The 23,110-nt window shown below is 60.0% G+C and carries 23 protein-coding genes; 8 read left to right on the top strand and 15 right to left on the bottom strand.

Annotated elements, in window-relative coordinates; all coding sequences use genetic code 11:
• Positions 1–87: 87 nt before the first annotated feature.
• From clpA to L598_RS04505, 3 genes are all read right to left on the bottom strand, one after another.
• Positions 88–2,544, bottom strand: coding sequence for an ATP-dependent Clp protease ATP-binding subunit ClpA (gene clpA, locus L598_RS04515; protein WP_144860771.1), 2,457 nt, complete (start codon positions 2,542–2,544; stop codon positions 88–90).
• A gap of 8 nt (positions 2,545–2,552) precedes the next feature.
• Complete coding sequence (gene clpS / locus L598_RS04510) at positions 2,553–2,882, bottom strand: ATP-dependent Clp protease adapter ClpS (protein WP_144860812.1); 330 nt, start codon at positions 2,880–2,882, stop codon at positions 2,553–2,555.
• A 269-nt stretch (positions 2,883–3,151) separates the two neighbouring features.
• Positions 3,152–3,478 (bottom strand): phasin family protein, encoded by a 327-nt coding sequence (locus L598_RS04505; protein WP_144860770.1) that lies wholly within the window; start codon positions 3,476–3,478, stop codon positions 3,152–3,154.
• A gap of 247 nt (positions 3,479–3,725) precedes the next feature.
• Between L598_RS04505 and L598_RS04500 the strand changes: the two genes are divergently transcribed.
• Positions 3,726–5,060 (top strand): D-alanyl-D-alanine carboxypeptidase family protein, encoded by a 1,335-nt coding sequence (locus tag L598_RS04500; RefSeq protein ID WP_144860769.1) that lies wholly within the window; start codon positions 3,726–3,728, stop codon positions 5,058–5,060.
• A gap of 40 nt (positions 5,061–5,100) precedes the next feature.
• Here the strand turns inward: L598_RS04500 and L598_RS04495 are convergent, their stop codons facing one another.
• From L598_RS04495 to L598_RS21370, 5 genes are all read right to left on the bottom strand, one after another.
• Positions 5,101–5,796 carry a DnaJ domain-containing protein gene (locus tag L598_RS04495; RefSeq protein ID WP_144860768.1) on the bottom strand — a complete coding sequence of 232 codons (696 nt, stop codon included), beginning with the start codon at positions 5,794–5,796 and terminating at the stop codon, positions 5,101–5,103.
• On the bottom strand, positions 5,793–6,527 hold the full coding sequence (locus tag L598_RS04490) for a VWA domain-containing protein (protein ID WP_144860767.1): 735 nt from the start codon (positions 6,525–6,527) through the stop codon (positions 5,793–5,795). Before L598_RS04490 ends, L598_RS04495 begins: the two co-directional genes overlap by 4 nt.
• 38 nt (positions 6,528–6,565) lie before the next feature.
• A complete protein-coding gene (locus L598_RS04485) occupies positions 6,566–7,000 on the bottom strand; it encodes a DUF1489 family protein (protein ID WP_144860766.1) in 435 nt (144 codons plus the stop codon).
• A 67-nt stretch (positions 7,001–7,067) separates the two neighbouring features.
• Positions 7,068–8,468 carry an L-serine ammonia-lyase gene (locus L598_RS04480; protein ID WP_144860765.1) on the bottom strand — a complete coding sequence of 467 codons (1,401 nt, stop codon included), beginning with the start codon at positions 8,466–8,468 and terminating at the stop codon, positions 7,068–7,070.
• 179 nt (positions 8,469–8,647) lie between these two features.
• On the bottom strand, positions 8,648–8,800 hold the full coding sequence (locus tag L598_RS21370) for a hypothetical protein (protein ID WP_186444935.1): 153 nt from the start codon (positions 8,798–8,800) through the stop codon (positions 8,648–8,650).
• 286 nt (positions 8,801–9,086) lie between these two features.
• Between L598_RS21370 and L598_RS04475 the strand changes: the two genes are divergently transcribed.
• A complete protein-coding gene (locus L598_RS04475) occupies positions 9,087–9,779 on the top strand; it encodes a DUF599 family protein (protein ID WP_144860764.1) in 693 nt (230 codons plus the stop codon).
• On the opposite strand, the gene L598_RS04470 is transcribed toward L598_RS04475, so the two are convergent.
• The 5 genes from L598_RS04470 to L598_RS04450 all read right to left on the bottom strand — a co-directional run bounded on the left by L598_RS04470 (position 9,776) and on the right by L598_RS04450 (position 13,672).
• Positions 9,776–10,570, bottom strand: a complete 795-nt coding sequence (locus tag L598_RS04470; protein WP_144860763.1) for a YdcF family protein — start codon at positions 10,568–10,570, stop codon at positions 9,776–9,778. The two genes, L598_RS04475 and L598_RS04470, sit on opposite strands and share 4 nt — an antisense overlap.
• Positions 10,571–10,624: 54 nt before the next feature.
• Entirely contained in the window at positions 10,625–12,106 is a 1,482-nt protein-coding gene (gatA, locus tag L598_RS04465) for an Asp-tRNA(Asn)/Glu-tRNA(Gln) amidotransferase subunit GatA (protein WP_144860762.1), read from the bottom strand.
• Positions 12,106–12,573: a GNAT family N-acetyltransferase gene (locus L598_RS04460; RefSeq protein WP_144860761.1), complete on the bottom strand. Its 468-nt coding sequence runs from the start codon at positions 12,571–12,573 to the stop codon at positions 12,106–12,108. The genes gatA and L598_RS04460 overlap by 1 nt, the downstream gene beginning before the upstream one ends.
• A complete protein-coding gene (gene gatC, locus L598_RS04455; RefSeq protein ID WP_144860760.1) occupies positions 12,573–12,860 on the bottom strand; it encodes an Asp-tRNA(Asn)/Glu-tRNA(Gln) amidotransferase subunit GatC in 288 nt (95 codons plus the stop codon). The genes L598_RS04460 and gatC overlap by 1 nt, the downstream gene beginning before the upstream one ends.
• A gap of 104 nt (positions 12,861–12,964) precedes the next feature.
• Positions 12,965–13,672, bottom strand: a complete 708-nt coding sequence (locus tag L598_RS04450) for a metal-dependent hydrolase (RefSeq protein ID WP_144860759.1) — start codon at positions 13,670–13,672, stop codon at positions 12,965–12,967.
• A 94-nt stretch (positions 13,673–13,766) separates the two neighbouring features.
• Between L598_RS04450 and ruvX the strand changes: the two genes are divergently transcribed.
• Positions 13,767–14,267, top strand: a complete 501-nt coding sequence (gene ruvX, locus L598_RS04445) for a Holliday junction resolvase RuvX (RefSeq protein WP_144860758.1) — start codon at positions 13,767–13,769, stop codon at positions 14,265–14,267.
• On the opposite strand, the gene L598_RS04440 is transcribed toward ruvX, so the two are convergent.
• A complete protein-coding gene (locus tag L598_RS04440; protein WP_186444934.1) occupies positions 14,249–15,913 on the bottom strand; it encodes an acyl-CoA dehydrogenase family protein in 1,665 nt (554 codons plus the stop codon). The two genes, ruvX and L598_RS04440, sit on opposite strands and share 19 nt — an antisense overlap.
• 132 nt (positions 15,914–16,045) lie before the next feature.
• Here L598_RS04440 and L598_RS04435 point away from each other — a divergent pair, with 132 nt between their 5' ends.
• The 4 genes from L598_RS04435 to dprA are packed head-to-tail and all read left to right on the top strand — an operon-like array spanning position 16,046 to position 20,082.
• The gene (locus L598_RS04435; RefSeq protein ID WP_144860756.1) at positions 16,046–17,011 is read left to right on the top strand and encodes an aspartate carbamoyltransferase catalytic subunit; all 966 of its coding nucleotides are present in this window, start codon (positions 16,046–16,048) and stop codon (positions 17,009–17,011) included.
• Entirely contained in the window at positions 17,008–18,294 is a 1,287-nt protein-coding gene (locus tag L598_RS04430; RefSeq protein ID WP_144860755.1) for a dihydroorotase, read from the top strand. The genes L598_RS04435 and L598_RS04430 overlap by 4 nt, the downstream gene beginning before the upstream one ends.
• Positions 18,295–18,316: 22 nt before the next feature.
• A complete protein-coding gene (gene plsY / locus L598_RS04425) occupies positions 18,317–18,946 on the top strand; it encodes a glycerol-3-phosphate 1-O-acyltransferase PlsY (RefSeq protein ID WP_144860754.1) in 630 nt (209 codons plus the stop codon).
• The gene (gene dprA / locus L598_RS04420; protein ID WP_144860753.1) at positions 18,943–20,082 is read left to right on the top strand and encodes a DNA-processing protein DprA; all 1,140 of its coding nucleotides are present in this window, start codon (positions 18,943–18,945) and stop codon (positions 20,080–20,082) included. The genes plsY and dprA overlap by 4 nt, the downstream gene beginning before the upstream one ends.
• Here dprA and L598_RS04415 read toward each other — a convergent pair.
• Positions 20,038–20,274: a hypothetical protein gene (locus L598_RS04415; RefSeq protein WP_144860752.1), complete on the bottom strand. Its 237-nt coding sequence runs from the start codon at positions 20,272–20,274 to the stop codon at positions 20,038–20,040. The genes dprA and L598_RS04415 overlap by 45 nt on opposite strands.
• Positions 20,275–20,535: 261 nt before the next feature.
• Here L598_RS04415 and topA point away from each other — a divergent pair, with 261 nt between their 5' ends.
• A complete protein-coding gene (topA, locus tag L598_RS04410) occupies positions 20,536–23,103 on the top strand; it encodes a type I DNA topoisomerase (RefSeq protein ID WP_144860751.1) in 2,568 nt (855 codons plus the stop codon).
• Positions 23,104–23,110 lie beyond the last annotated feature (7 nt).

Raw genomic sequence — 23,110 nt, 5'->3', positions numbered from 1 at the left:
GGAATGGTCCAAATTGGATCGTAATCGAGAAGAAGGCAGCGGTCGGTTGGCCACTGCCTTCTTGGTTGGTATCAGGATCGTCTTGAATCAGGACCGGCGGGGGAGCTGCGGCACCATGCTGCGCTGGGGCGATGCCTTCGGCTTCGCCGCAGACTTGGCCTTTGCCTGGGTTTTCCTGCCCGCTTTCCGCTTCGGGGCCGGTTTGTCCTTTGGCGGAGTCTCGCGCTTGGGCTTCACGGGGGCGTCGTCGGGAACAGCTTCAAGCTTGAGCTCCGAAACGCCGGCCTCGTTCTTCTCGACCGTCACGCGCACAGTGCCGCCCTTCTTGAGCTTGCCGAATAGCACTTCCTCGGCCAGAGGCTTCTTGATGTGCTCCTGTATCACACGGCCGAGCGGACGCGCGCCCATGCGTTCGTCGTAGCCCTTGTCGGCAAGCCAAGCGACAGCTTCCTCGGAAAGGTCGAAAGTGACACGTCGCTCCGCAAGTTGGGCCTCGAGCTGCATGACGAATTTCTGCACGACCTGATGAATGACAGGCACCGGCAGCGATCCAAACGGGATGATCGCATCGAGACGGTTGCGGAATTCCGGCGAGAACAGCCGGTTGATCGCCTCCATGTCGTCGCCTTCACGCTTCGAGGAACCGAAGCCGATCGCGGCCTTCGCCATATCGGCGGCTCCCGCATTCGTCGTCATGATCAGGATCACGTTGCGGAAGTCGATCTGCTTGCCGTTATGGTCCGTCAGCTTGCCGTGATCCATGACCTGCAACAGGATGTTGAACAGGTCCGGATGCGCCTTCTCGATCTCGTCGAGCAGGAGGACGCAATGCGGATGCTGGTCCACTCCGTCCGTCAGAAGACCGCCCTGGTCGAAGCCAACATAGCCGGGAGGCGCGCCGATGAGCCGCGATACGGTATGGCGCTCCATGTATTCTGACATATCGAAACGCAGGAGCTCAACCCCGAGCGAGGCGGCGAGCTGTTTGGCGACTTCGGTCTTGCCGACTCCGGTCGGTCCGGAGAACAGGTAGGAACCGATGGGCTTGTCCGGTTCGCGCAAACCTGCACGCGCCAGCTTGATCGAGGAGGCAAGCGCGGAGATGGCTGTATCCTGACCATAAACGACGCGCTTGAGTTCCACCTCCAGTCCGGCGAGCACTTTCTCGTCGTCGGCCGAAACCGTCTTCGGCGGAATGCGCGCCATAGTGGCTATGGTCGCCTCGATCTCCTTGATGCTGATCGTCTTCTTGCGCCGCGATTCCGGCAAAAGCATCTGCGAAGCGCCGGTCTCATCGATCACGTCGATCGCCTTGTCGGGCAGCTTGCGGTCGTTGATATAACGGGCCGAAAGCTCCACCGCGGCCTTGATGGCGTCGTTGGTGTAGCGAACCTTATGGAAGTTCTCGAAGTAAGGCTTCAGGCCCTTCATGATGGCGATCGCATCATCCACCGTTGGCTCGTTCACATCGATCTTCTGGAAGCGGCGGACCAAGGCCCTGTCCTTCTCGAAGAACTGACGGAATTCCTTGTAAGTAGTTGATCCAATGCAACGAATCGTACCCGATGAAAGAGCCGGCTTCAGCAGGTTCGAAGCGTCCATCGCCCCGCCCGAAGTGGCGCCCGCGCCAATGACGGTATGGATCTCGTCGATGAACAGGATTGCGCCGGGGAAATCCTCCAACTCCTTTACGACCTGCTTCAATCGCTCCTCGAAATCGCCGCGATAGCGGGTTCCCGCAAGCAGCGTGCCCATGTCAAGCGCGAAGATGGTGGCATCGGAGAGCACCTCGGGCACATCGCCCTCGACAATGCGCTTGGCGAGCCCTTCTGCAATAGCGGTCTTGCCGACGCCCGGATCACCGACATAGAGCGGATTGTTCTTGGAGCGGCGGCAAAGCACCTGGATCGTGCGATTGATTTCCGGCTCACGTCCGATCAGCGGATCGATGCGCCCCGCCCGCGCCTTGGCGTTCAGATTAATGCAATAGGCCGACAGCGCGTCCTGCTGCTGCTTCTTCTTGGTACCTTCTTCGGTCTCGGCTCCTGCCGCGCCGGCCTGGTCCTCTTCTGCACCGCGCGGTGTGCGTCCTTCGCTGGCGCCTGGCCTTTTGGCAATGCCGTGGCTGATATAGTTGACCGCATCGTAGCGGGTCATCTGCTGTTCCTGGAGGAAATAGGCAGCATGACTTTCGCGCTCGGCGAAGATCGCTACAAGCACATTCGCCCCCGATACTTCTTCCCGCCCGGAAGACTGGACGTGAATCACGGCACGCTGGATGACCCGTTGGAATCCAGCCGTCGGCTTGGAATCCTCGTCATAGCCGGTAACCAGATTGTCGAGTTCGGTATCGACGTAATTGAGCACCGTGCGCCGCAACTCTTCGAGATCGACATTGCAGGCACGCATGACCGCGCCCGCATCAGCGTCGTCGATCAGCGCAAGCAGCAGGTGCTCAAGCGTGGCATATTCATGATGCCGCTCGTTTGCATATGTGAGCGCCTGGTGAAGGGCACGCTCCAGGCCTTGCGAGAAAGCCGGCATTCAAAACCTCACTTTTTCTCCATCACGCATTGCAGCGGGTGCTGATGCTGACGGGCAAAATCCATGACCTGGGCCACTTTGGTCTCGGCCACCTCGAACGTGAACACGCCACACTCGCCTACCCCGTGATTGTGGACGTGCAGCATGATCCTCGTCGCCGCCTCCCGGTCCTTCTGGAAGAACCGCTCCAGCACATGAACCACGAACTCCATCGGGGTATAGTCGTCGTTAAGCAGGAGTACGCGGTAAAGGCTGGGCTTCTTTGTTTTTGTTCTGGTGCGTGTGATGACGGCTGTTCCGCGGCCATTGCCGTTGCCGTCCTCGTTTCCTTCTTGCATCCGCAGAGCGTCGCTTGGCATGACTTCCCCGCCGATCCTCAAAAAATTCCTCGCACTTACTGCACCGTTTTCAGGTAGCCACATGTAGGCACTCTCGGGACAATTTTAAGGCCTTCTTTCCGGCTGACAATACGGCTGTGAATGCTTGGGGGCGAAATACGCCTCTTCGTGAACGGAAGTGGCTAAATTGCAGGCAAAAAAAACCCGGCCGCCACGGCGGCCAGGTCCAGAAACGCCCTGTAGGGGAATTGAAGGACGGTTGTGCCGGCTTACTTCACCTTCCCGACGGCCGATTCGAAAGGCTTGTATGCGTCCTTCGCCATCTCTGCGTAGAGGTCGCTCATCCGCGTCGCCTGAGAAATGAAGCTCTCATAGGCTTCCTTCAAGTAGTCTGTCTGAACTTCGAACGCCTTATCGAGAGATTTGGCGCTCACCAGTCGCTCGATAGCGGCGCTGCCCGTCTCGAACGCCTTCTTGGAGTAGTCAGCGGCTTCCACGCCGATCGCCTGCAAACCAGTCGTAACGGCCGCAAAGCTCTTCAGACCGCTGTCCATGAATTCCTTGCCCAGTTTTCCGACATCTTCGAATGACTGCATTGTGGAAAATCCTTTGCGACTGAACAAATGCGGCAACGCACCTTCTTTTGCGCTGCGGTATAACTAATGTGCAGTGCACAAAATGTCAATATATCGCCGGCAGCCGACCTTTCTCAACAGACCCTGAATTTCGCCTTAAATCGTCAACATCCCGGTTACCATAAACGGATTGGTAACACTGCACCCTTAGGGTCAGTGGTAGCGGCAGGGGACGGTTTGCCGCTGATCGAGCTCAAATGGAACATTCATGGGTGCAACTGTGCGTCAGGCGTTGGTGGGTATCGGCGAGATCTTCCGACTTTCTGCAAATTCGGTTCCGGCGTTTTTTATCGCAATGGTTATCGTGATCGGCATGAGCGCCAACGCGAATGCCAATTCGAAATATGCCGGCTTCGTCATGGATGCCAAGACTGGCAAGGTTCTCTATGAATCCAGTGCCAATGAGAAGCGTTATCCCGCATCGCTGACCAAGATGATGACGCTTTATCTCACCTTCGAGGCGCTTTCGAATGGGCGTATATCGAAGGATACGCCCATTCCGGTTTCCGCCCACGCAGCATCCGAACCGCCGTCGAAGCTAGGCCTCAAGGCTGGCCAGACGATCACCGTCGATCAGGCAATCAAGGCGCTGGTGACCAAATCCGCCAATGACGCAGCAACGGCGCTCGGCGAATTTTTGGGCGGCTCCGAGACCAATTTTGCCAAGCTCATGACCGCAAAGGCGCGGCAACTCGGCATGACCTCGACGGTTTTCCGCAATGCGCACGGCTTGCCCGATCCCCGTCAATACACCACCGCCCGCGACATGGCGCGTCTGGGCGTAGCACTGCGCGAACACCACGGCCGTTATTATGACTATTTCTCGACCCGCTCCTTTACGTACAAGGGTCATAAATACGGCAATCACAACCGTCTGCTCGGACGCGTAGAGGGCGTCGACGGTATCAAGACGGGCTACATCCGCGCCTCCGGCTTCAACCTCGTAAGCTCGGTCAGGGCTGATGGCCGGAGCATTGTCGCTGTCGTCATGGGGGGGAAGACAGCGCGCAGCCGCGATGCGCATATGGCTGATCTTATCAGTCGCTATCTGCCCAAGGCTTCCAGGGGTGCTGATCGCGAGTTGATCGCGCGCGGTTCCGGTGCTGGCGCGGCTGKGSCCGCCATGATGATCCCCGGACGCCAGGTGCCAGTTCCCACGAGCCGGCCAGATATCGACACCATCACTGCCTATGCTGCGGAAGAAAGCTCCGATATGGGCGATGCCGCAATCGTTGAAGCCGTTCGCCCCTCCGAGCCGATCGAAGTCGATCCGGTCAGCACCGCGTCAACGGCCAAGGGCGGCTGGGTGATCCAGGTTGCCTCCATGCCGTCCGAGACTGAGGCCAAAACCTTTCTTGCCCGCACGGCCGGCAGCGTGCCGACCCTCCTTGCGGAAGCGTCAGCCTTTACCGAGACATTCGACCACAAGGGTCGCACCTATTATCGGGCCCGTTTCGGCGGCTTCTCCTCCAAATCGGAAGCCTGGAACGCCTGCAGCGCGCTGAAAAAGAAGAGCATTCCCTGCTACGCCGTTCAGCAGTAGAAGGCGGCGCATCTCCGGGGAGTATCGTGTCGAAGGAGATTCAATCGTGATCGGACAACAGGATGTCCCGAGCCTCGTTGATGCGGGCGGCAAGAAAAGAGGATCCGCCGGCATCGGGATGCAGTCGCTGCATCAGGCGGCGGTGCGCCTTGCGGATTTCCGTCGCGGCCGCACCGGCCTCAAGACCAAGGATCTTGTAGGCCTCCTCCTTAGTCATGCTGCTCGAAGCTGGCGTGCCTCCCTGCCTGTCGCGGTCGTCCGCGTGAAGGCCTTCGCGCCAGACGGGAAACTTGCCGTCAAGATAAGTCTCCAATAGCTGCAGGCTCTCATTGTCGGCGGCGAGTTCCATTCGCAGGTCGAGAAGTTCCTCCAACGACATCTGGTTGAGAGGGCGGCCTTCGAAGCGGCCGGCGATAACCATTCCGTCCAAAGTGCCACTGTCGTGGTCCAGTTCCATTTCCAGCGCCGCGGTGCCGACGGTCGAGCGCTGGCCCGGAGCAGGCGCCTGTGTGCGCCGGAATCGACCCGATCCGAACCATGCGACGGCCGCCGAAATCAACATGCCGCCTATCGCCGCCCGGCCGGCAAGCATCAGGACCAGCCCGAGCATACCCAGGACAATCGGACCGGCATAACGGATCGAACCCGCGATACTGGCGGCGCTGGCGCTCAGGAAAAGACTGGCGGCCAGCAGAAAGACCAACAAGAGCGCGAATGCGACGAAGGGAACTGTCATTGTCCCTTGCCGCGGAGATTTTCCAGCATCAGCAGATCCTCCCTGCTTCCCCGCGCCTCCAGTGCTTTCAGCCCGCCGGTCGCGTAGACGGCCACCGAGGAAAGCAAACGGCCCAGTGTGGCGGCGGAATTCCGGTCGAAGCGGAACCATGCGCCTCTCGACAGACGCGCTATCTCGCGGAAGGCGGCTTCCGCCAGATAATCCGCTCCTTCCTGAAAAAGAAATACGGGAATCCCATGCAGGCCAAGTTGTCCTGCCTTGACGGCGAGGTCGTCCACATTCTCCTCCATCGCATCGCCGATATAGACGAGGGCATTGACCTTCTCCCGTGCCGTCTCCTTCAATGCATGCGACAGGACCTTGCCGATCTGGGTATGTCCGCCGCGGCAGTGGATGCGGGCCATCAAATCCTTTAAGGCGTTGGTATCGGTGACAAAACGGGATGCACGGCATTCGCCAAGGCCACGGAAATAGACAAGCTGCACATTCAGCGCACCGGCCTTGCCTACGGCATCGAACATTTGCCCCTGCAATTGGCAGGCCATATCCCAAGTCGGCTGCCGGCTCATTGTGGCGTCGAGAGCAAGGATCAGCCGCCCGCTTCCCGAACTGCCGCGTGTGGCAAGCGCCCTCGCCTGTTTGAGGAAGGCCGCTACTCCATCTGCGTCGGAGCGCTTCCCGACCGCGCGGCTGTCCTCACCGGTTTTCGCAGGTGTTCTTTTTTCACTCATATAGGGAAAATGTGCCGGGCCGGTTCGGCTTGCAAGTCCTACAACAACCCGAGATCGGCCAGTTCGCGGCGCAGCTTCGGCGGGAGCGCCTCGGCCTCGCCCCCCGATCTAATATCCGCCGGCGCATCCTCCGGCTTGAGGTAGCGCCAGCCCTGGAAGGCGCGCCGCGGCTGCCACTCGGTGCGCATGACCTGTGGATCAAGCACGAGATGACATCGGGAAATGCCTTCAACGTCGGTGAAAGGCCGTATTTCAACAAGACGCTGGCGGCACTGCACGGTGCCTTTGATCACCCAATAAAGTGATCCGCCGCCCGTCAATTCCGCCGCCTTTTTCGGCACCATGCGTGTCGTGTGGAAATGTTCTGGCACTTGTCCCTTGCGCCGCTTTTCCTCCAGTCGGTGCGCAATCCATGCCTCGAGATCCTCGACGCTGTCGCAGCCGACACAGAGTTTCACAAGATGCAGAACCATGACCGACGATTACCGCCATCCAGTCGGCGGTTCAACAGAATAGCCTGCTTACTCACAAGCCTGCCGTTCAACACTCGACGACATTGACGGCAAGGCCGCCCTGGCTGGTCTCCTTGTAGCGCTCGTTCATGTCTATGCCGGTCTGGCGCATGGTCTCGATTGCAGCATCGAGCGGCACGAAATGCTTGCCATCGCCTTTGATGGCGAGCGAAGCGGCCGTGACCGCCTTGACTGCGCCGAGGGCGTTGCGTTCGATGCATGGCACCTGAACCAGCCCGCCTACAGGGTCGCAGGTCATGCCGAGATGGTGCTCCAGCGCGATTTCCGCAGCGTTCTCCACCTGCTCGGGAGTGCCGCCGAGAACAGCAGCCAAACCTGCCGCCGCCATGGCAGAGGCCGACCCCACCTCTCCCTGGCAACCAACCTCGGCGCCGGAAATCGAAGCATTGTGCTTGATGATGCCGCCAATGGCAGCCGCAGTCAGGAGAAAGTCCCTGATACCCTTCTGGTCCGCATCGACATGGAAGCGCAGCCAGTAGCGCATGACAGCCGGTACGACACCGGCCGCGCCATTGGTTGGCGCAGTGACGACCCGACCGCCGGCGGCGTTCTCTTCATTGACCGCCATCGCATAGACAGAAAGCCAATCATTGGCCAGAAGCGGATTGGGGCGGTTCTGCTGCCATTCTTCCTCGAGTCGATCGTGCAATTGCCGGGCGCGGCGTCTGACCTTCAAGCCGCCTGGCATGATACCATCCTGGGAAAGCCCGCGCTCGATGCAGCCATGCATGGCTTGCCAGATTGCATCGAGGCCAGCGTCCAGGTCGTCCCTCGGTATGCGCGCCTCCTCGTTGGCGCGTTTCATCTCGGCTATGGACAGCCCGCTGTCTGCTGCCATGGTCAGCATCTGCCCTGCATTGGCAAAAGGATACGGCACATCGGCGTCCACCGGCGCCTTGCCATTGGCCTTCATCTTCTGCAGTTCCTCCTCGGAAGCGACGAAGCCGCCGCCGATGGAATAATAGATGCGCCGCAGCAGCAGTCGGTCATCTGCGTCCAGCGCGTTGAACGCCATGCCGTTCGCATGGCCGGGAAGCGCCTGCTTCCTGTCGAGGACGAGATCGCTTTGTGGATCGAAGCGGTAACCGGGATGGCCGGGCGGCGACACGAGCCGTTCTTCCGTTATTTGCGCCAGAACCGCATCGACCTTGTCGGGATCGATGGAGACTGGCGTGTAGCCGGCAAGCCCGAGGATGACCGCACGGTCGGTGCCGTGCCCTACCCCGGTAAAGGCTAGTGAACCATGCAGGCTGACGGAGATGCGTGCCACCTTGGTGCCAACAGGGCGTGGCCAGTCGCCTTCGGCGATCTCTGCCAGAAAGCGCGCGGCAGCCGTCATCGGGCCCATGGTGTGGGAACTCGACGGACCGATGCCGATCTTGAACAGGTCGAAAACGGACAGGAACATCTATCGTCAGCATCTTATATGCGAAATCACATCTTCGCATATATCGTCCGAAAGGCCGCCTTTCGCTAGGCGGGCTCCGACTTTCGCTGACGCGGCAACGACATTCCTGTCCAACGCCGGCAAAAAGAAGAGGCGCAGCGGACAGGCTGCGCCTTGCATTTGACAGGTATTTGTTAGGCTCAGTTGGCGGTCGCCAGGACCGCCGCCGGCTCGGCGTCGCTTACCTTGGTTTCGGCTCCGCTGAAAAGCCACGCCATGAGGATGATCGTAGCAAAACCAACCACTGCCTTGGCGGTCACGCCCCAGCAGGATTTCTGAACGGTATCGTCCATTTAGTGTCTTTTTCCGTGCTTTCTCTTTGCCGCCCGCGGCTATTTTCGCTTCGCGTCGGCTTCCATCGCGGACGGGTAGATAGCCATTTAAGGATCATTTCGCAATCGCGAAATGGGCAAAAGAGTGGCCGGAGACGGGCAATCTCGTTAAATCCGATCAAAAATACAAGCATTTTCATTGGCTTAAGATGATCGATCAGGTAAGAAAAAATAAACTGCTCGGGCGGAAATGTGGCATGCTTGATTCAAATTTGCACTTGATTGACGAGCTGGTTCGACATCCGTGATGCTTGATTCCCTGCTTCAGAATCCGCTTGATATTGTCGCCCTCCTCCTCTTTCTGACCGTTTGGATTGCCTTCTCCCAGGTCGCCGCCGGGCGCTTCTCTTCGAGACCAACGCTGACCATGTTGATGAACCGGCAGCGCGAGGTCTGGATGCGCACAATGGCGAAGCGGGATCTCAGGATGATCGACACGAGCATCATGATCGGCTTGCAGCAGGGCACTGCATTTTTTGCGTCGAGCGCGATCTTCGCCATTGGCGGCTGCTTCGCTCTTCTGGGCTCCTCGCAGCAAGTCCTTGACGTCCTTAACGACTTGCCGGCCAGCGCACCCGCCAGAGCCGTGTTTGAAGCCAAGGTGCTCGGGCTTATAGCGATCCTGGCCTATGCTTTTTTCAAATTCGGGTGGTCCTACCGGTTGTTCAACTACTGCTCGATCCTGATCGGTGCCGTGCCAATCCTTTCCGATAAAGCAGCGAACGAGGCCGAAGTGGAAGCTGCAGTCTTGCGTGCCGCCCAAATGAACGTGCTCGGCGGCAAGCATTTCAACGCGGGACTGCGGACGATATTCTTCGCGCTTGGTTATCTCGGCTGGTTCATCGGCCCATGGGTGTTCATGGGAACCACGCTCTTTGTTCTCGGAGTGCTCATCCGGCGGCAATATTTCTCGGCAGCCCGCCGGTCGCTCCTGACCTAGCCGGGCGGCAGGATCGAATCGATCCGGCCCGTCAGCCGATAGGCAAAAAGCCCGATCCACTCCCGAATGGCTATCGAAGTGTTCTCCAGGCAATCGGTCACATTATCCTGTGCAAGTCCGATCGTTTCCGTGCCGCTGGTTCTATAGTCCGCCGGCCAGGGAACCACGTCAAAGCCTGCCTTGCGAAAAAGCGCTACCGAGCGCGGCATGTGAAAGGCTGAAGTGACGAGAAGCCATGTCTCGCCGGGTTTGGGCTCAACTAGCTTCCTCGTGAAAACCGCATTCTCATAGGTATCGCGGGAATCCCGTTCCAGGATCAGGCGTTGCCGGTCCACGCCAAGCGCCGTAAGCAAACGCGGTGCCGTATCGGCATCGCCCTCACCGTCCAGGATCAATGTTCCGGTCCCCCCGGAGACCACAACCTTAGCCGCAGGATAGCGTCGGGCAAGGATTGCCGTTTCGATGAAACGATCCCCGCTTGAACTCAATTCATAGCCGCCGCGCGCAAGATTGACCGAGCCTTCAAAGCCGCCACCGAGAACGATGATCCCGGCAACGCTTTCGGGCGCCGGATCGGGTCGCGCAAAACGGTTTTCCAGGGGATGCAGGAGCAATGCGCCAAGGGAGGTCCAGGCTGATAGCGCTAACACCAGCGCCGAGGCTGTCGAGAACAGAATTGACAGTCTCTGCCAGCCCGCCAGGGCAAGCGTGATACCGATGATAATCAGAATGCCGATCAGATTGATTGGCTGGGCGACCATCCAGAATATCTTCGAGGCATAGAAGAACATTGCCGCTGCCCGAGGCCGGAGATCAGGATCTGTCTGGTCCCGATCCTCTCTACGCTACCACCATTTCTCCGGCTCGAAACGCCCCGCTGCCTGCTCAATCACATAGGCCGTGCGGAAAAGCGTCTCCTCGTCGAATGGACGGCCAATCAATTGCAGCCCGAGCGGCAGTCCCTTCCCATCGAGTCCAGCGGGAACTGCGATGCCGGGGAGCCCTGCCATGTTGACCGTCACCGTGAAGACGTCGTTGAGATACATCTTGACCGGATCGGCGGCCATGTCCTGGTCCGCAATCCCGAAGGCGGCCGAGGGTGTGGCTGGTGTCAGGATTGTGTCGATGCCTGCGTCGAAGACATCCTCGAAATCCTTCTTGATCAGCGTGCGGACCTTCTGCGCTCGCAGGTAGTAAGCGTCGTAGTAACCAGCCGAGAGCACATAGGTGCCGATCATGACGCGCCGCTTGACCTCACGGCCGAAGCCCGCTGCGCGCGTCTTTTCATACATGTCGGTGATATCCCTGCCCGGAACGCGGAGACCGTAGCGAACGCCGTCGTAGCGGGCCAGGTTGGACGAGGCTTCCGCCGGCGCGACGATGTAATAAGCGGGCAAAGCGTATTTGGTGTGCGGCAGCGAAATATCGACGATCTCCGCTCCTGCATCGCGCATCCAGGTAATGCCCTGCTGCCAAAGCTTTTCGATCTCCTCGGGCATACCCTCGACACGATATTCCTTTGGTATGCCTATCTTCATGCCCTTGATGGACTGTCCTATCGCCGCTTCGTAATCCGGCACCGGCCGGTCGACCGAGGTTGTGTCCTTGGCATCGACGGACGCCATGGATTTTAGCATGATCGCCGCGTCGCGAACGTCGCGCGTGATCGGTCCAGCCTGGTCGAGCGATGACGCGAAGGCGACGATGCCCCAGCGCGAACAGCGCCCATAGGTAGGTTTGATCCCGACCGTGCCGGTAAAGGCTGCAGGCTGACGGATGGAACCACCCGTATCGGTCGCCGTTGCTCCCGCGCACAGCCAGCTTGCCACGGCCGTGGCAGAACCGCCCGAAGAGCCACCCGGCACCAGATCCTTGTTGCTGCCCTTTGCCCGCCACGGGTTGATTACCGGCCCGTAAAAGGAAGTCTCGTTGGACGAACCCATGGCAAATTCGTCCATGTTGAGCTTGCCGAGCATGACCGCGCCGTCCGCCCATAGGTTGGCCGTGACCGTGGATTCGTAGCGCGGCCTGAAGCCGTCCAGGATATGGCTGCACGCCTGTGTGTGGATGTCTTCGGTCGCAAAAAGATCCTTGATGCCGAGCGGAATGCCTTCAAGCACCCCGGCCTCACCCTTGGCAAGACGCTCATCCGAGGCTTTCGCCATGGCGCGTGCCTTCTCCTCCGTGACGGCGACATAAGCATTGAGGCTGGCATTCGCGGTTTCGATGGCCGCGAGATATGCCTCGGTCAATTCGGTTGCGGTGATCTCGCGCTTACGTAGTTTTCCGCGTGCCTCAGCGATCGTGAGTTTGGTTAGTTCGCTCATCAGGACAGCTTCTTTTCGTAAAATCTTGAATAGCCGGAATCGGGGTAGTCCAGCACCGCGCCACAAGCCTGGAACCCGCCCCGTTCGTAGACACGCCAGGCCGGCTCGAAACCCGGAGCTTCACCGGTCTCCAGGACAAGCCTTTCCAGACCTTTCTCGCGGGCAAGGTTCTCGATTTTCTGCAAAAGCAGCGATCCGACTCGCCGGCCGCGCACCTCCGGCCGCGTGAACATCCGCTTCACCTCACCCAATCCGCTGCCATGGTCCCTGAGCGAGGCCATACCTACGGAACGACCGGCGGCGTCACGTGCCACGAATACAGTAACTGTTGGTTCAGCCATCTGCTCGGCCGTCAACTGGAACTGGAATTCGCGTGGTGTCAACGGGATCATATAGGCGTTGAGCTCAGCCACCATGGCCCGAACATCGTCTTGCAGCGGGCTTTCGACCGCGATCGTGATCGCCATCACTCCACCACTTTCGGGACCAGAAAGAAATTTTCTTCCGATGCCGGTGCATTGGCGACGATGTCGGCGGCCTTGTTGCCATCGGTCACCTCGTCGGCGCGCTTTTTCATGACCATCGGCGTGACGGAGGTCATCGGTTCGACGCCGTCGATATTCACTTCATTCAATTGCTCGACAAAGCCGAGAATGGCATTGAGTTCGCCCATCATGCGGCCGGCATCCTCATCGTCGATGGCGATGCGGGCCAGACGCGCGACGCGCTTCACTGTGTCGATATCGACGGACATGGGGTGTCTCCTGAGATGGTTCGGCACGCTATAGCCGCGCGCCCGTGTCAGGGCAAGCTGAAGCGCAAGCCGGTTCGTCGGGCAGGCAGCGAGCGACTTCGCTTCTATACCTCGAAAGCCTGGCCAACCTTCGGCACAATGACCTCCGTTCCGGTCCCCTTCATACCCTCCACGAATTTGTCCGCCGATTCATCGATGATGGGGAAAGTCCCGTAGTGACAAGGGACCGCCTTTTCGAATTTGAAATACCGGCGGCAGGCGAGTGAGGCCACGGCGCCGCCCATGGTGAAGCGGTCACCAATCGGAACGATGCCGATCATTGGCTCATGCAGTTCCTGGATCAGCGCCATATCGCTGAAGATGTCGGTGTCGCCCATGTGATAGAGCGTCTTGTCGTTCGGGAAATGCAGCACCAGCCCGCCCGGATTGCCAAGATAGACGTTTCGGCCGCCCCCCAGGCTGCTCGACGAGGAATGCCAGGCAGCCACGAATGTGGTGGTGAAGCCGCCGCAATCGACCGTGCCGCCGAAATTGCCGGGATTGATCTTGCCCTGGTCTACACCCTGCCCCACCAGATACATGCAGATCTCGAAATTGGCGACCAGCATGGCGCCTGTCTTTTTCAGGATATTGGCCGCATCACCGATATGATCGTCATGCCCGTGAGTGAGCAGCACATGCGTCACGCCTTCGGCCGGCTCTTCCCATCCCTTCCCCCAGGAAGGATTGCCCGAAAGAAACGGGTCGATAAGTATCTTGGCGTTGCCCGTCTCGATGCGGAATGCAGAATGGCCGTACCAGGTGAGCTTCATGTTTTGGACCTCCTCGATTTTGGTTCCAGGCAAGGATAGAACGGCTGCCGCTCAAGTCAAAAAGGAAGACAGGGTCGGAAAGGAAGTCAGCAAGGTGGCTGTCATCGCAATAGAAGAACTTCCCGCCAATCTGCCCAAGGGTGCCACGATTGCCGGCCTCGATCTCGGTACGAAGACGATCGGTCTGGCCGTCTCCGACAGGAATCTTTCCTTTGCTCATCCGCGACCGGTAATCGCGCGCAGGAAGTTCACTCAGGATGCAACAGCATTGCTCAAGGCTTTGGAGACCGACAACGTCGCTGCTGTCGTCGTCGGTCTGCCAATCAACATGGACGGTAGCGAGGGACCTCGCGCGCAGGCGAGCCGCGCCTTCGTGCGCAACATGGAGCGCCTGACGGATCTTCCTTTCACATTCTGGGACGAACGTCTGTCCACCGTTGCCGCCGAGCGCGCGCTCGTGGACATGGACGTGTCGCGGAAGAAACGCGAGACGCGGATCGATTCGGCTGCCGCCGCCTTCATCCTCCAGGGTGTTCTAGACAGGCTTCAGGCACTGGAGCCCGATCAGGAAGGCTCTCAGTCCGATTCGGGATAAAGCATGTCCACGATGGCACGTGCATCATGGCGGGCATCAAGCATGCCATAAGTGGCACGCCATTGGCCGCCAAGGCGTGTCTCTATGAAGGCATCAGCAACCCGCCCGGCTCCGAGGCGCCTCAATTCAGCGGCAGCGGCAGCGAGCGCCAGTTGCTCGGTCAGGATCCTGGCAGAGCCCTCATCCGACTGGCAAACCTGCATCGCAGCCCGCAGCACGTCGATCGTTCCGCCGGCCCGGTCGCCGAGGTCGTGGTCGATCCCGGCCAGCACTTCCTCAAAAAGGCCGTTGCCGCGGCTGAGCACCCGCAGGACGTCGAGCGACATGACATTGCCCGAACCTTCCCAGATCGCATTCAGCGGCGCTTCGCGATAATAGCGGGCGAGCGGCGCCTCCTCCACATAGCCGTTGCCGCCCATGCACTCCATCGCCTCATAGGTGACTGCCGGGGTGACCTTGCAGACCCAGTATTTGATGACCGGGGTCATGGCACGCGCAAAGGCCGCCTCCCCTCGATCCTGGGCGGCTTCGTCGAAAGCCCTGGCCAGACGCAGGGAAAGCGCGGTTGCCGCCGCCACATCGAGCGCCAGATCCGCGAGCACGCGCTGCATAAGCGGCTGATCGATGAGGTTGGAGCCAAAGACCTTGCGATAGCGCGTATGGTGCACGGCTTCCGCGAGGCTGGCGCGCATAATGCCCGCCGACGCCACCGCGCAGTCAAGCCGTGTCAACGTTACCATGTCCATGATTGTCCTGATCCCGGCTCCCGGCTCTCCGACCATTTCTCCCAGTGCACCGTGGAATTCGACTTCCGAGGAGGCGTTGGAGCGGTTGCCGAGCTTGTCCTTCAGGCGCTGAAAACGGAAGCCGTTGCCGCTTCCGTCCTCCAGGAGCCGCGGAACAAGGAAACAGGACAGCCCCTCCGGCGCTTGTGCGAGAACGAGGAAGGCATCGCACATGGGCGCCGACATGAACCATTTGTGACCGGTGATGCGATAGAGGCCGCTGCTCGCACGTTCGGCGCGCGTGACGTTGGCGCGAACATCGGTGCCGCCTTGCTTTTCAGTCATGCCCATACCAAGCGTGACTCCCGCCTTCCGGCTGGCTGGTTTTTGCGAATGGTCGTATTTGCGTGTGGTGACGCGCGGACCCCATTCGCGGAAGAGCTTGGCATTCGCCATCAGCGCGCCCAGCGAGGCGCTGGTCATGGTGATCGGGCAGAGATGACCGCATTCGAGTTGCGCGGTCATATAGAAACGCGCAGCCCGTGCCCGATGGCGCACGCCCTTCTCGGCTTCTCCGCTCTCCCAGATAGAGGAATGCAGGCCGACGGCGACGGAGCGGCGCATCAAAGCGTGATAGGCCGGATGGAACTCGACGAGATCCATCCGGTTTCCGTAGCGGTCATGGGTCTTCAGGGCCGGCGTCTCGGTATTTGCAAGGCGCGCAAGGTCCTGTGCTTCCTGGGTCCTGACAAAGCGGCCGAGGACATCCAGCTCCTTGCGGACCGGCTCTGACAAGCGTTCGGCAAGCTGCATGAGCAGTGGATCGCTGCGCCAGGCGTTCGTACCTGCGATCGGCGGCGGCTGGTTTATCACCTCGTTTATCACGCCCGTCTTCCTCTCTCGCGAATCCTGCCCTCTCATTGCTATATAGCGAATGCTGCCTCAAGGTCGTGCGTGCAATCAAAATGCGAGGCAAAATGCGGGAAAGAAGATTTCTCTCGATGCGAGCACGCTTGCAGCGGCAGGCCACGCCGCCTATAGCAGCCACTTGAGATGACAGACGCCACGGCCTTCCCCCTTTTTCCTCACCGCCATCTTCTGGGCATCAAGGACCTGTCCCCTCCTGATATAGAACTTTTGCTGGATCGAGCGGATGCCGCGGTCGCGATTTCGCGCCAGCCGGAAAAGAAGACCGGCACCTTGCGAGGCCGCACGCAGATCAACCTTTTCTACGAATCATCCACGCGCACCCAGTCTTCCTTCGAGCTTGCCGGGAAACGCCTGGGAGCCGATGTGATGAACATGGCAGTCGGCAATTCATCCGTGAAGAAGGGCGAAACGCTGCTCGACACCGCCATGACGCTGAATGCCATGCGGCCGGATATCCTCGTCATCCGTCATTCTTCGGCCGGGGCTGCCGCACTACTGGCGCAAAAGGTCACCTGCTCGGTCGTCAATGCAGGCGACGGCGCCCATGAACACCCTACCCAGGCATTGTTGGATGCTCTGACGATCCGGCGCGCAAAGGGCCGCATCGGCGGGTTGACCGTTGCCATCTGCGGCGATGTCCTGCATTCGCGCGTCGCCCGTTCCAACATCATCCTCCTGAACGCGCTCGGGGCACGGGTGCGTATCGTGGCGCCTTCGACACTGCTGCCGTCGGGCATCGAGCAGATGGGTGTCGAGGTCTTCACATCCATGACCGAGGGTCTGAAGGGCGTGGATGTCGTGATGATGCTGCGCCTGCAGCGCGAACGCATGGCAGGTTCCTTCGTACCTTCGGTGCGCGAATATTACCGCTATTTCGGCCTCGATGCGAAAAAGCTCAAAGCGGCGAAGGACGACGCGCTCGTCATGCATCCGGGCCCCATGAATCGCGGCGTTGAAATCGCATCCGAGATCGCGGACGGACCGCAAAGCGTCATCCAGGAGCAGGTCGAGATGGGGGTGGCCGTACGGATGGCAGTGATGGAGGCTCTCCTCGACCCTCGCCGCAATCAGGAGGGCGTTCCGGCATGAGCGTGACCGTCTTCGATCAGGCGCGGGTTCTGGACCCGTCCCGCGGCATCGACGAGCACGGCGCCGTCATCGTGGACGGCCGCAGGATCATAGCGGCCGGTGCTGCGGCCCTGAACCAGGGGCATCCCGACGGTGCGAAAGTCGTCAATTGTGCCGGCAAGGCCATCATGCCCGGGCTTGTGGACGGACAGGTCTTTGTTGGGGAGCCGGGAGCAGAACATCGCGAAACCATTGCCTCTGCCAGCCGAGCCGCTGCGGCAGGGGGCGTTACTTCCATCGTCATGATGCCGGATACCGCGCCGGTCATCGATGACGTCGCGCTGGTCGAATTCGTGTCGAGGACGGCGCGCGAGACGGCCGACATCAACGTTTTCCCTTCCGCCTCCATTACCAAGGGCCTGCTTGGCGCGGAGCTGACGGAGTTTGGCTTGCTGCGCGATGCGGGCGCTGTGAGCCTTACGGAAGGACGCCGCACTATTGCCAACGCACTGATCATGCGGCGCGCGCTCACCTATGCGCGCGATTTCGGGATGGTTATTTCCCACGAAACGCAGGACCCGGACCTTGCCTCTTCCGGGGTCATGAACGAGGGCCTTCTGGCAAGCTGGCTCGGCCTTTCCGGTATCCCGCGCGAAGCCGAGGCAATCCCGCTTGAGCGCGACCTGATGCTGGCGCGGCTGACCGGGGCCCGCTATCACGCCGCCAAAATCTCCACGAAAATGTCGGCAGACGCGATCGCCCGCGCCAAGGCAAATGGGGCAAATGTCACGGCAGGTGTCGCCATCAACCACCTGTCGCTCAATGAAAACGATGTCGGCGAATACCGGACGTTCTTCCGTCTTTCGCCGCCTCTGCGGGCCGAGGAGGATCGGCTGGCCATGATCGAGGCATTGAAGGACGGCACGGTGGACATCGTGGTGTCGTCGCACGATCCGCAGGATGTCGATACCAAAAGGCTGCCTTTCGCCGATGCGGCGGCGGGCGCGATCGGTCTTGAGACGCTGCTCGGCGCGGCGCTGCGGCTCTATCACAATGGCGAGGTGCCCCTTCTGCGGCTTGTCGAGGCTCTTTCCACCGCGCCGGCGCGGCTTTTCGGCCTGCCTGGCGGCACGATGAAGCCCGGCGCACCGGCTGACCTGATTCTTGTCGATCTCGATGCTCCTTGGCTGGTGCGCGAGGCCGATATCAGGTCGCTGTCGAAGAACACCTGCTTTGAAGGCGCGCGTATGCAGGGCCGGGTCTTGCAAACCATGGTGGCGGGCCGCACAGTATTTTCGGGTTAGGGATCGAATCCCGGGAGATGGCATGGCGGATCCGAACGGCTGGCAGCTCGCACTGCTCTCTATGCTCGCAGCGTTTCTATCCGGCTACCTCCTTGGCTCCATTCCGTTTGGACTGTTGATCACGCGAGCGGCAGGCCTTGGCGATGTCCGCAAGATCGGTTCCGGAAACATTGGCGCGACGAATGTGCTGCGCACCGGGCGCAAGGGACTTGCCGCGCTGACGCTTTTGCTGGATGCGCTTAAAGGAACCGTGGCCATGCTGATCACGGCCATGATCAGCCCGCAAACCGCACTTCTCGCTGGGTTCGGCGCTTTTCTCGGGCATCTCTTTCCCGTCTGGCTCGGCTTCAAGGGCGGCAAGGGCGTTGCCACCTATCTCGGCATCCTGCTTGGCGTCGCTCTGATCACGGGCGCATGGTACGGATTGGTCATCTTCGCCCTGACCTGGCTTTTGGTAGCGTTCACCACCCGCTATTCTTCCCTGGCCGCTCTAGTTTCAGTGATAGTGGTGCCAATCGCGCTTTATTTGCTCGATTTCAGGCATCCGGCACTTCTTTCCTTGGCCATGAGTGTGATCGTCATCTTCAAGCATCGGGCCAATATCGACCGTCTTTTTGCCGGAACCGAATCCCGTATCGGAGCCAAAGGGTGAACGCGCAGACAGAGGGTCGCCGCCTCACGGATCATCAAAGGATTGCTTGGCTCCGCCTCATCCGGACCGAAAATGTCGGCCCTGCCACCTTCCGCGATCTTATCGACCGCTTCGGCTCCGCCGAAGCCGCTCTCGAAATGCTTCCAGAACTCAGCCGCATGGGAGGCTCGTCACGCTCGGTGCGGATACCCTCCGTACACGAAGCGGAATCCGAACTGGAGAAGCTTACCCGCTTCGGCGCCCGCCTTGTCGCGATCGGCGAACCCGACTATCCGCTGCTGCTGAAGCGCACGGATTATCCGCCGCCTCTCCTGATGGTGAAAGGCAATGCGTCCGTGTTGCATGCACCGGCCATCGGCATTGTCGGAGCAAGAAATGCATCTTTTGCGGGCATCAAATTCGCCAGAAAATTGGCTGCCGATCTCGGTCGCGAAGGCTATGCGATCGTTTCCGGTCTGGCTCGCGGCATCGATACGGGCGCGCATCAAGGCAGCATCGCCACCGGCACAATCGCCGCTCTTGCCGGAGGGCTCGACCGCCCCTACCCGCCCGAGAATGTGGGGCTTTGCTCGGAGATAGCCGAGCGCGGCGCAATCGTTTCCGAAATGCCTTTTGGCTGGGAGCCGCGCGCCAAGGACTTTCCAAGGCGCAACCGCATCATCGCCGGGCTTGGCATCGGCCTCATTGTGGTCGAGGCGGCACAGCGTTCCGGTTCGCTGATCAGCGCGAGACTGGCAAACGAGATGGGCCGGCTCGTCTTTGCCGTTCCAGGCTCGCCACTCGATCCGCGCGCAGCCGGCACCAATGGACTTCTGAAGCAGGGCGCGACGATCGTCACCGAGGCTGCGGACGTGCTGAGCCAGATCGCCCCCTTGCTCGACTTCCCCCCTCTCAGCGTTCAAAGCCTGGCGGAACCTACGAATCCGCAGGCTGCTCCGCCGCCTGGCGAGAGCGACCGCGCGCTTGTCGTGGAGGCCTTGGGCGCCACGCCAATCAGCATAGATGAAATCATCCGCCACACCGGACTTCACACAGCCCAAGTATCTACGATCCTGCTGGAACTGGATCTCGCCGGACGCCTCGAGCGGCACTCAGGAGGTACCGTGTCGCTTCTTTTCGCTGACGATCAGCCCTGATTCTTCGCTCCCGAGGCGCGCGGGACGCTCGCCCCGTATAATGTCAGTCGCCTCCACGTAAGCCATCTCGATGAAGTAGGCGAGCATGTCATATTGCTCGGCTTCAGCCATGGTGCGGAGCTGACCCAGCATCGACTGCATATAGTCCAAAGTTTCGGCTTTTTTCCTGTCATCTCGCGCGGATGCGTTCATCAAAACCCCAGGGGCCTCAAGGACCCTCTCCCTAATCAGCCTTTGCGCGGCATAATCTCAACCATTAATCGCGCAATTGAAACATGCAAGCGTCAAAGTTGTAAACTACCTTCGGTTGGTCTTTCCGTTTCCAGCCCCGCCGGTAGGTCAAAATGACCACTGGCACTTGACCGCACTTCAAAGCGCGGCCATGTGACGTGCTGATTTCAAATCGTGAATGCGGCTTCGGCACGCGAAGCCAACAAGGAATTTGCGTCGCTCATGGACGTCGTTGTCGTCGAATCGCCTGCAAAGGCCAAAACAATCAACAAGTATCTGGGGCGGGACTATAAGGTTCTGGCCTCGTTCGGCCATGTGCGTGATCTGCCTGCCAAGGACGGCTCCGTGCGGCCAGACGAGGATTTCGCGATGTCGTGGACGATCGACAGTCCATCCGCGAAACGCCTTTCCGATATCGCCAAGGCCGTCAAGGATGCCGATGGACTGATCCTCGCCACCGACCCTGACCGCGAAGGCGAGGCCATTTCCTGGCATGTTCTGGAAGTGCTGAAGCAGAAGCGTGCTCTCGGGGGCAAGCCTGTGCGCCGCGTCGTCTTCAACGCCATCACCCGGCAATCAGTCCTCGATGCTCTCGCCAACCCCCGCGATGTCGATATGCCGCTTGTCGATGCCTATCTGGCCCGGCGAGCTCTCGACTATCTTGTGGGCTTTACCCTCTCTCCCGTTCTTTGGAGGAAGCTTCCCGGAGCGCGTTCGGCGGGACGCGTGCAGTCGGTGGCGCTGCGCCTCGTCAGCGAGCGCGAGGCCGAGATCGAGCGCTTCGTCCGAGAGGATTATTGGCAAATCGCTGCTCTCCTGAAGACGCCGCGCGGAGACGGTTTCGAGGCGCGGCTGACCACCTATGACGGCAAGAAGCTGCAAAAGCTTGATATCAAGAGTCAGGAGCAGGCCGACGCCATCAAGGCAATGCTCGAAGGGGCGACATTCCGTGTGCGATCGGTCGAAGCCAAACCGACCAAACGCAACCCGGCCCCTCCCTTCACCACCTCTACATTGCAACAGGCAGCTTCCTCGCGGCTCGGCTTTTCGGCTACCCGCACCATGCAGATTGCGCAGCGGCTCTATGAAGGCGTCGATATCGGCGGCGAAACAGCCGGCCTGATCACTTACATGCGCACGGACGGCGTGCAGATGGCGCCGGAAGCGCTGGACAGCGCGCGCAGGGCCATCGGCAGCGAATTCGGAAGCAAATATCTGCCCGAGAAGGCCCGTTTCTATTCGACCAAGGCCAAGAACGCCCAGGAAGCGCATGAAGCCATCCGTCCGACGGATTTCTCCCGCACGCCCGCGGCGATGCGCCAGTATCTCGATGCCGACCAGGCGCGGCTCTATGAAATGATCTGGAAGCGTGCCATCTCCAGCCAGATGACCGCCGCCGAGATCGAGCGCACAACCGTTGAAATCGAGGCTGTAAACGGAACCGCGACGGCAGAGTTGCGTGCGGTTGGCTCGGTCGTTCGTTTCGATGGTTTTCTGGCTTCCTATACCGAGCAAAAAGATGAGGACGCGGAGGATGAGGAAAGCCGCCGGCTGCCCGAAATCCGTTCCGGCGAAGATCTCGTGCGCGAAGCCATCAATGTCACGCAGCACACGACCGAACCGCCGCCGCGCTACACCGAGGCATCGCTCATCAAAAAGATGGAGGAGCTTGGCATCGGCCGGCCTTCGACCTATGCGGCAATCCTGAAGACGCTGGAGGATCGGGGCTATGTCACGATCGAAAAACGTCGTCTGACCCCGGAGGCCAAGGGCCGTCTCGTCACAGCCTTTCTGGAAAGCTTCTTCGAGCGCTATGTCGAATACGACTTCACTGCCGATCTGGAAGAAAAGCTCGACGAAATTTCAGATGGAAAGCTCTCCTGGAAAGATGTCCTGCGGGATTTCTGGAAGGATTTTTCCGGCTCTGTCGAAGGCATTAAGGAATTGCGCGTCGCCGACGTGCTTGACGCGCTGAATGAGGAACTGGCTCCTCTTGTGTTCCCGCCACGCGAGGATGGTTCGGACCCGCGGATCTGCCCGAGATGCGGAACCGGCCAGCTTTCGTTGAAGCTCGGCAGGTATGGCGCTTTTGTCGGCTGTTCGAACTATCCCGAATGTGGCTATACGCGCCAGTTGGGCGATCCGATGAACGGCAATGGCGAGGCAGGCGGTGCTGAGAACGGCACCAGGGTGCTCGGCACTGATCCCTATACGAATGAGGAGATCACTCTGCGCTCAGGCCGCTTCGGACCATATGTCCAGCGCGGCGAAGGCAAGGAAGCCAAGCGCGCGAGCCTGCCCAAGGACTGGACGCCCGACTCCATCGATTATGAAAAGGCGCTTGCTCTTCTTTCGCTCCCGCGTGATGTCGGCAAGCATCCAGAAACCGGCAAGATGATCTCAGCAGGAATAGGGCGTTACGGACCTTTCCTCATGCATGAGGGCAGCTATGCCAACCTGGAAAGCGTCGAGGATGTCTTTACAATCGGGCTCAACCGCGCGGTCTCCATTATTGCCGAAAAGCAGTCGAAGGCCGGCAATGGTCGCGGACGGGGAACCCCTGCCGCGCTGAAGGAGTTGGGCGAGCATCCTGATGGCGGCAAGGTGACCGTGCGCGATGGCCGTTACGGACCCTATGTGAACTACGGCAAAATCAACGCCACGCTGCCCAAGGGCAAGGATCCAGCCTCCGTCACCCTCGAAGAGGCGCTGGAATTGGTCGCCGCGAAGGCCGGCAAGAGCGGCGGAAAGAAACCAGCGCGCTCGAAAGGCGCGAAAAAGAAGGCCTGAAGCGAAA

Origin of the sequence: Mesorhizobium sp. J18 (genome assembly GCF_007829525.1) — a bacterium.
Taxonomy (GTDB): domain Bacteria; phylum Pseudomonadota; class Alphaproteobacteria; order Rhizobiales; family Rhizobiaceae; genus VLJP01.
Note: the sequence above shows the minus strand (reverse complement) of the source record. Positions and strands in the feature narration are given on the sequence as shown.

What these genes read in the sequence shown, in the direction of transcription:
- L598_RS04485 (WP_144860766.1), bottom strand. Translation starts at nt 7,000, where the DNA reads ATGGTTCTGCATCTTGTGAAACTCTGTGTCGGCTGCGACAGCGTCGAG.
- L598_RS04505 (WP_144860770.1), bottom strand. Translation starts at nt 3,478, where the DNA reads ATGCAGTCATTCGAAGATGTCGGAAAACTGGGCAAGGAATTCATGGAC.
- L598_RS04490 (WP_144860767.1), bottom strand. Translation starts at nt 6,527, where the DNA reads ATGAGTGAAAAAAGAACACCTGCGAAAACCGGTGAGGACAGCCGCGCG.
- L598_RS04460 (WP_144860761.1), bottom strand. Translation starts at nt 12,573, where the DNA reads ATGGCGATCACGATCGCGGTCGAAAGCCCGCTGCAAGACGATGTTCGG.
- L598_RS04480 (WP_144860765.1), bottom strand. Translation starts at nt 8,468, where the DNA reads ATGTTCCTGTCCGTTTTCGACCTGTTCAAGATCGGCATCGGTCCGTCG.
- L598_RS04430 (WP_144860755.1), top strand. Translation starts at nt 17,008, where the DNA reads ATGAGCGTGACCGTCTTCGATCAGGCGCGGGTTCTGGACCCGTCCCGC.
- L598_RS21370 (WP_186444935.1), bottom strand. Translation starts at nt 8,800, where the DNA reads ATGGACGATACCGTTCAGAAATCCTGCTGGGGCGTGACCGCCAAGGCA.
- L598_RS04470 (WP_144860763.1), bottom strand. Translation starts at nt 10,570, where the DNA reads ATGTTCTTCTATGCCTCGAAGATATTCTGGATGGTCGCCCAGCCAATC.
- gatC (WP_144860760.1), bottom strand. Translation starts at nt 12,860, where the DNA reads ATGTCCGTCGATATCGACACAGTGAAGCGCGTCGCGCGTCTGGCCCGC.
- clpS (WP_144860812.1), bottom strand. Translation starts at nt 2,882, where the DNA reads ATGCAAGAAGGAAACGAGGACGGCAACGGCAATGGCCGCGGAACAGCC.
- L598_RS04495 (WP_144860768.1), bottom strand. Translation starts at nt 5,796, where the DNA reads ATGACAGTTCCCTTCGTCGCATTCGCGCTCTTGTTGGTCTTTCTGCTG.
- clpA (WP_144860771.1), bottom strand. Translation starts at nt 2,544, where the DNA reads ATGCCGGCTTTCTCGCAAGGCCTGGAGCGTGCCCTTCACCAGGCGCTC.
- L598_RS04415 (WP_144860752.1), bottom strand. Translation starts at nt 20,274, where the DNA reads ATGAACGCATCCGCGCGAGATGACAGGAAAAAAGCCGAAACTTTGGAC.
- L598_RS04475 (WP_144860764.1), top strand. Translation starts at nt 9,087, where the DNA reads ATGCTTGATTCCCTGCTTCAGAATCCGCTTGATATTGTCGCCCTCCTC.
- topA (WP_144860751.1), top strand. Translation starts at nt 20,536, where the DNA reads ATGGACGTCGTTGTCGTCGAATCGCCTGCAAAGGCCAAAACAATCAAC.
- L598_RS04435 (WP_144860756.1), top strand. Translation starts at nt 16,046, where the DNA reads ATGACAGACGCCACGGCCTTCCCCCTTTTTCCTCACCGCCATCTTCTG.
- L598_RS04450 (WP_144860759.1), bottom strand. Translation starts at nt 13,672, where the DNA reads ATGAAGCTCACCTGGTACGGCCATTCTGCATTCCGCATCGAGACGGGC.
- L598_RS04440 (WP_186444934.1), bottom strand. Translation starts at nt 15,913, where the DNA reads ATGAGAGGGCAGGATTCGCGAGAGAGGAAGACGGGCGTGATAAACGAG.
- plsY (WP_144860754.1), top strand. Translation starts at nt 18,317, where the DNA reads ATGGCGGATCCGAACGGCTGGCAGCTCGCACTGCTCTCTATGCTCGCA.
- gatA (WP_144860762.1), bottom strand. Translation starts at nt 12,106, where the DNA reads ATGAGCGAACTAACCAAACTCACGATCGCTGAGGCACGCGGAAAACTA.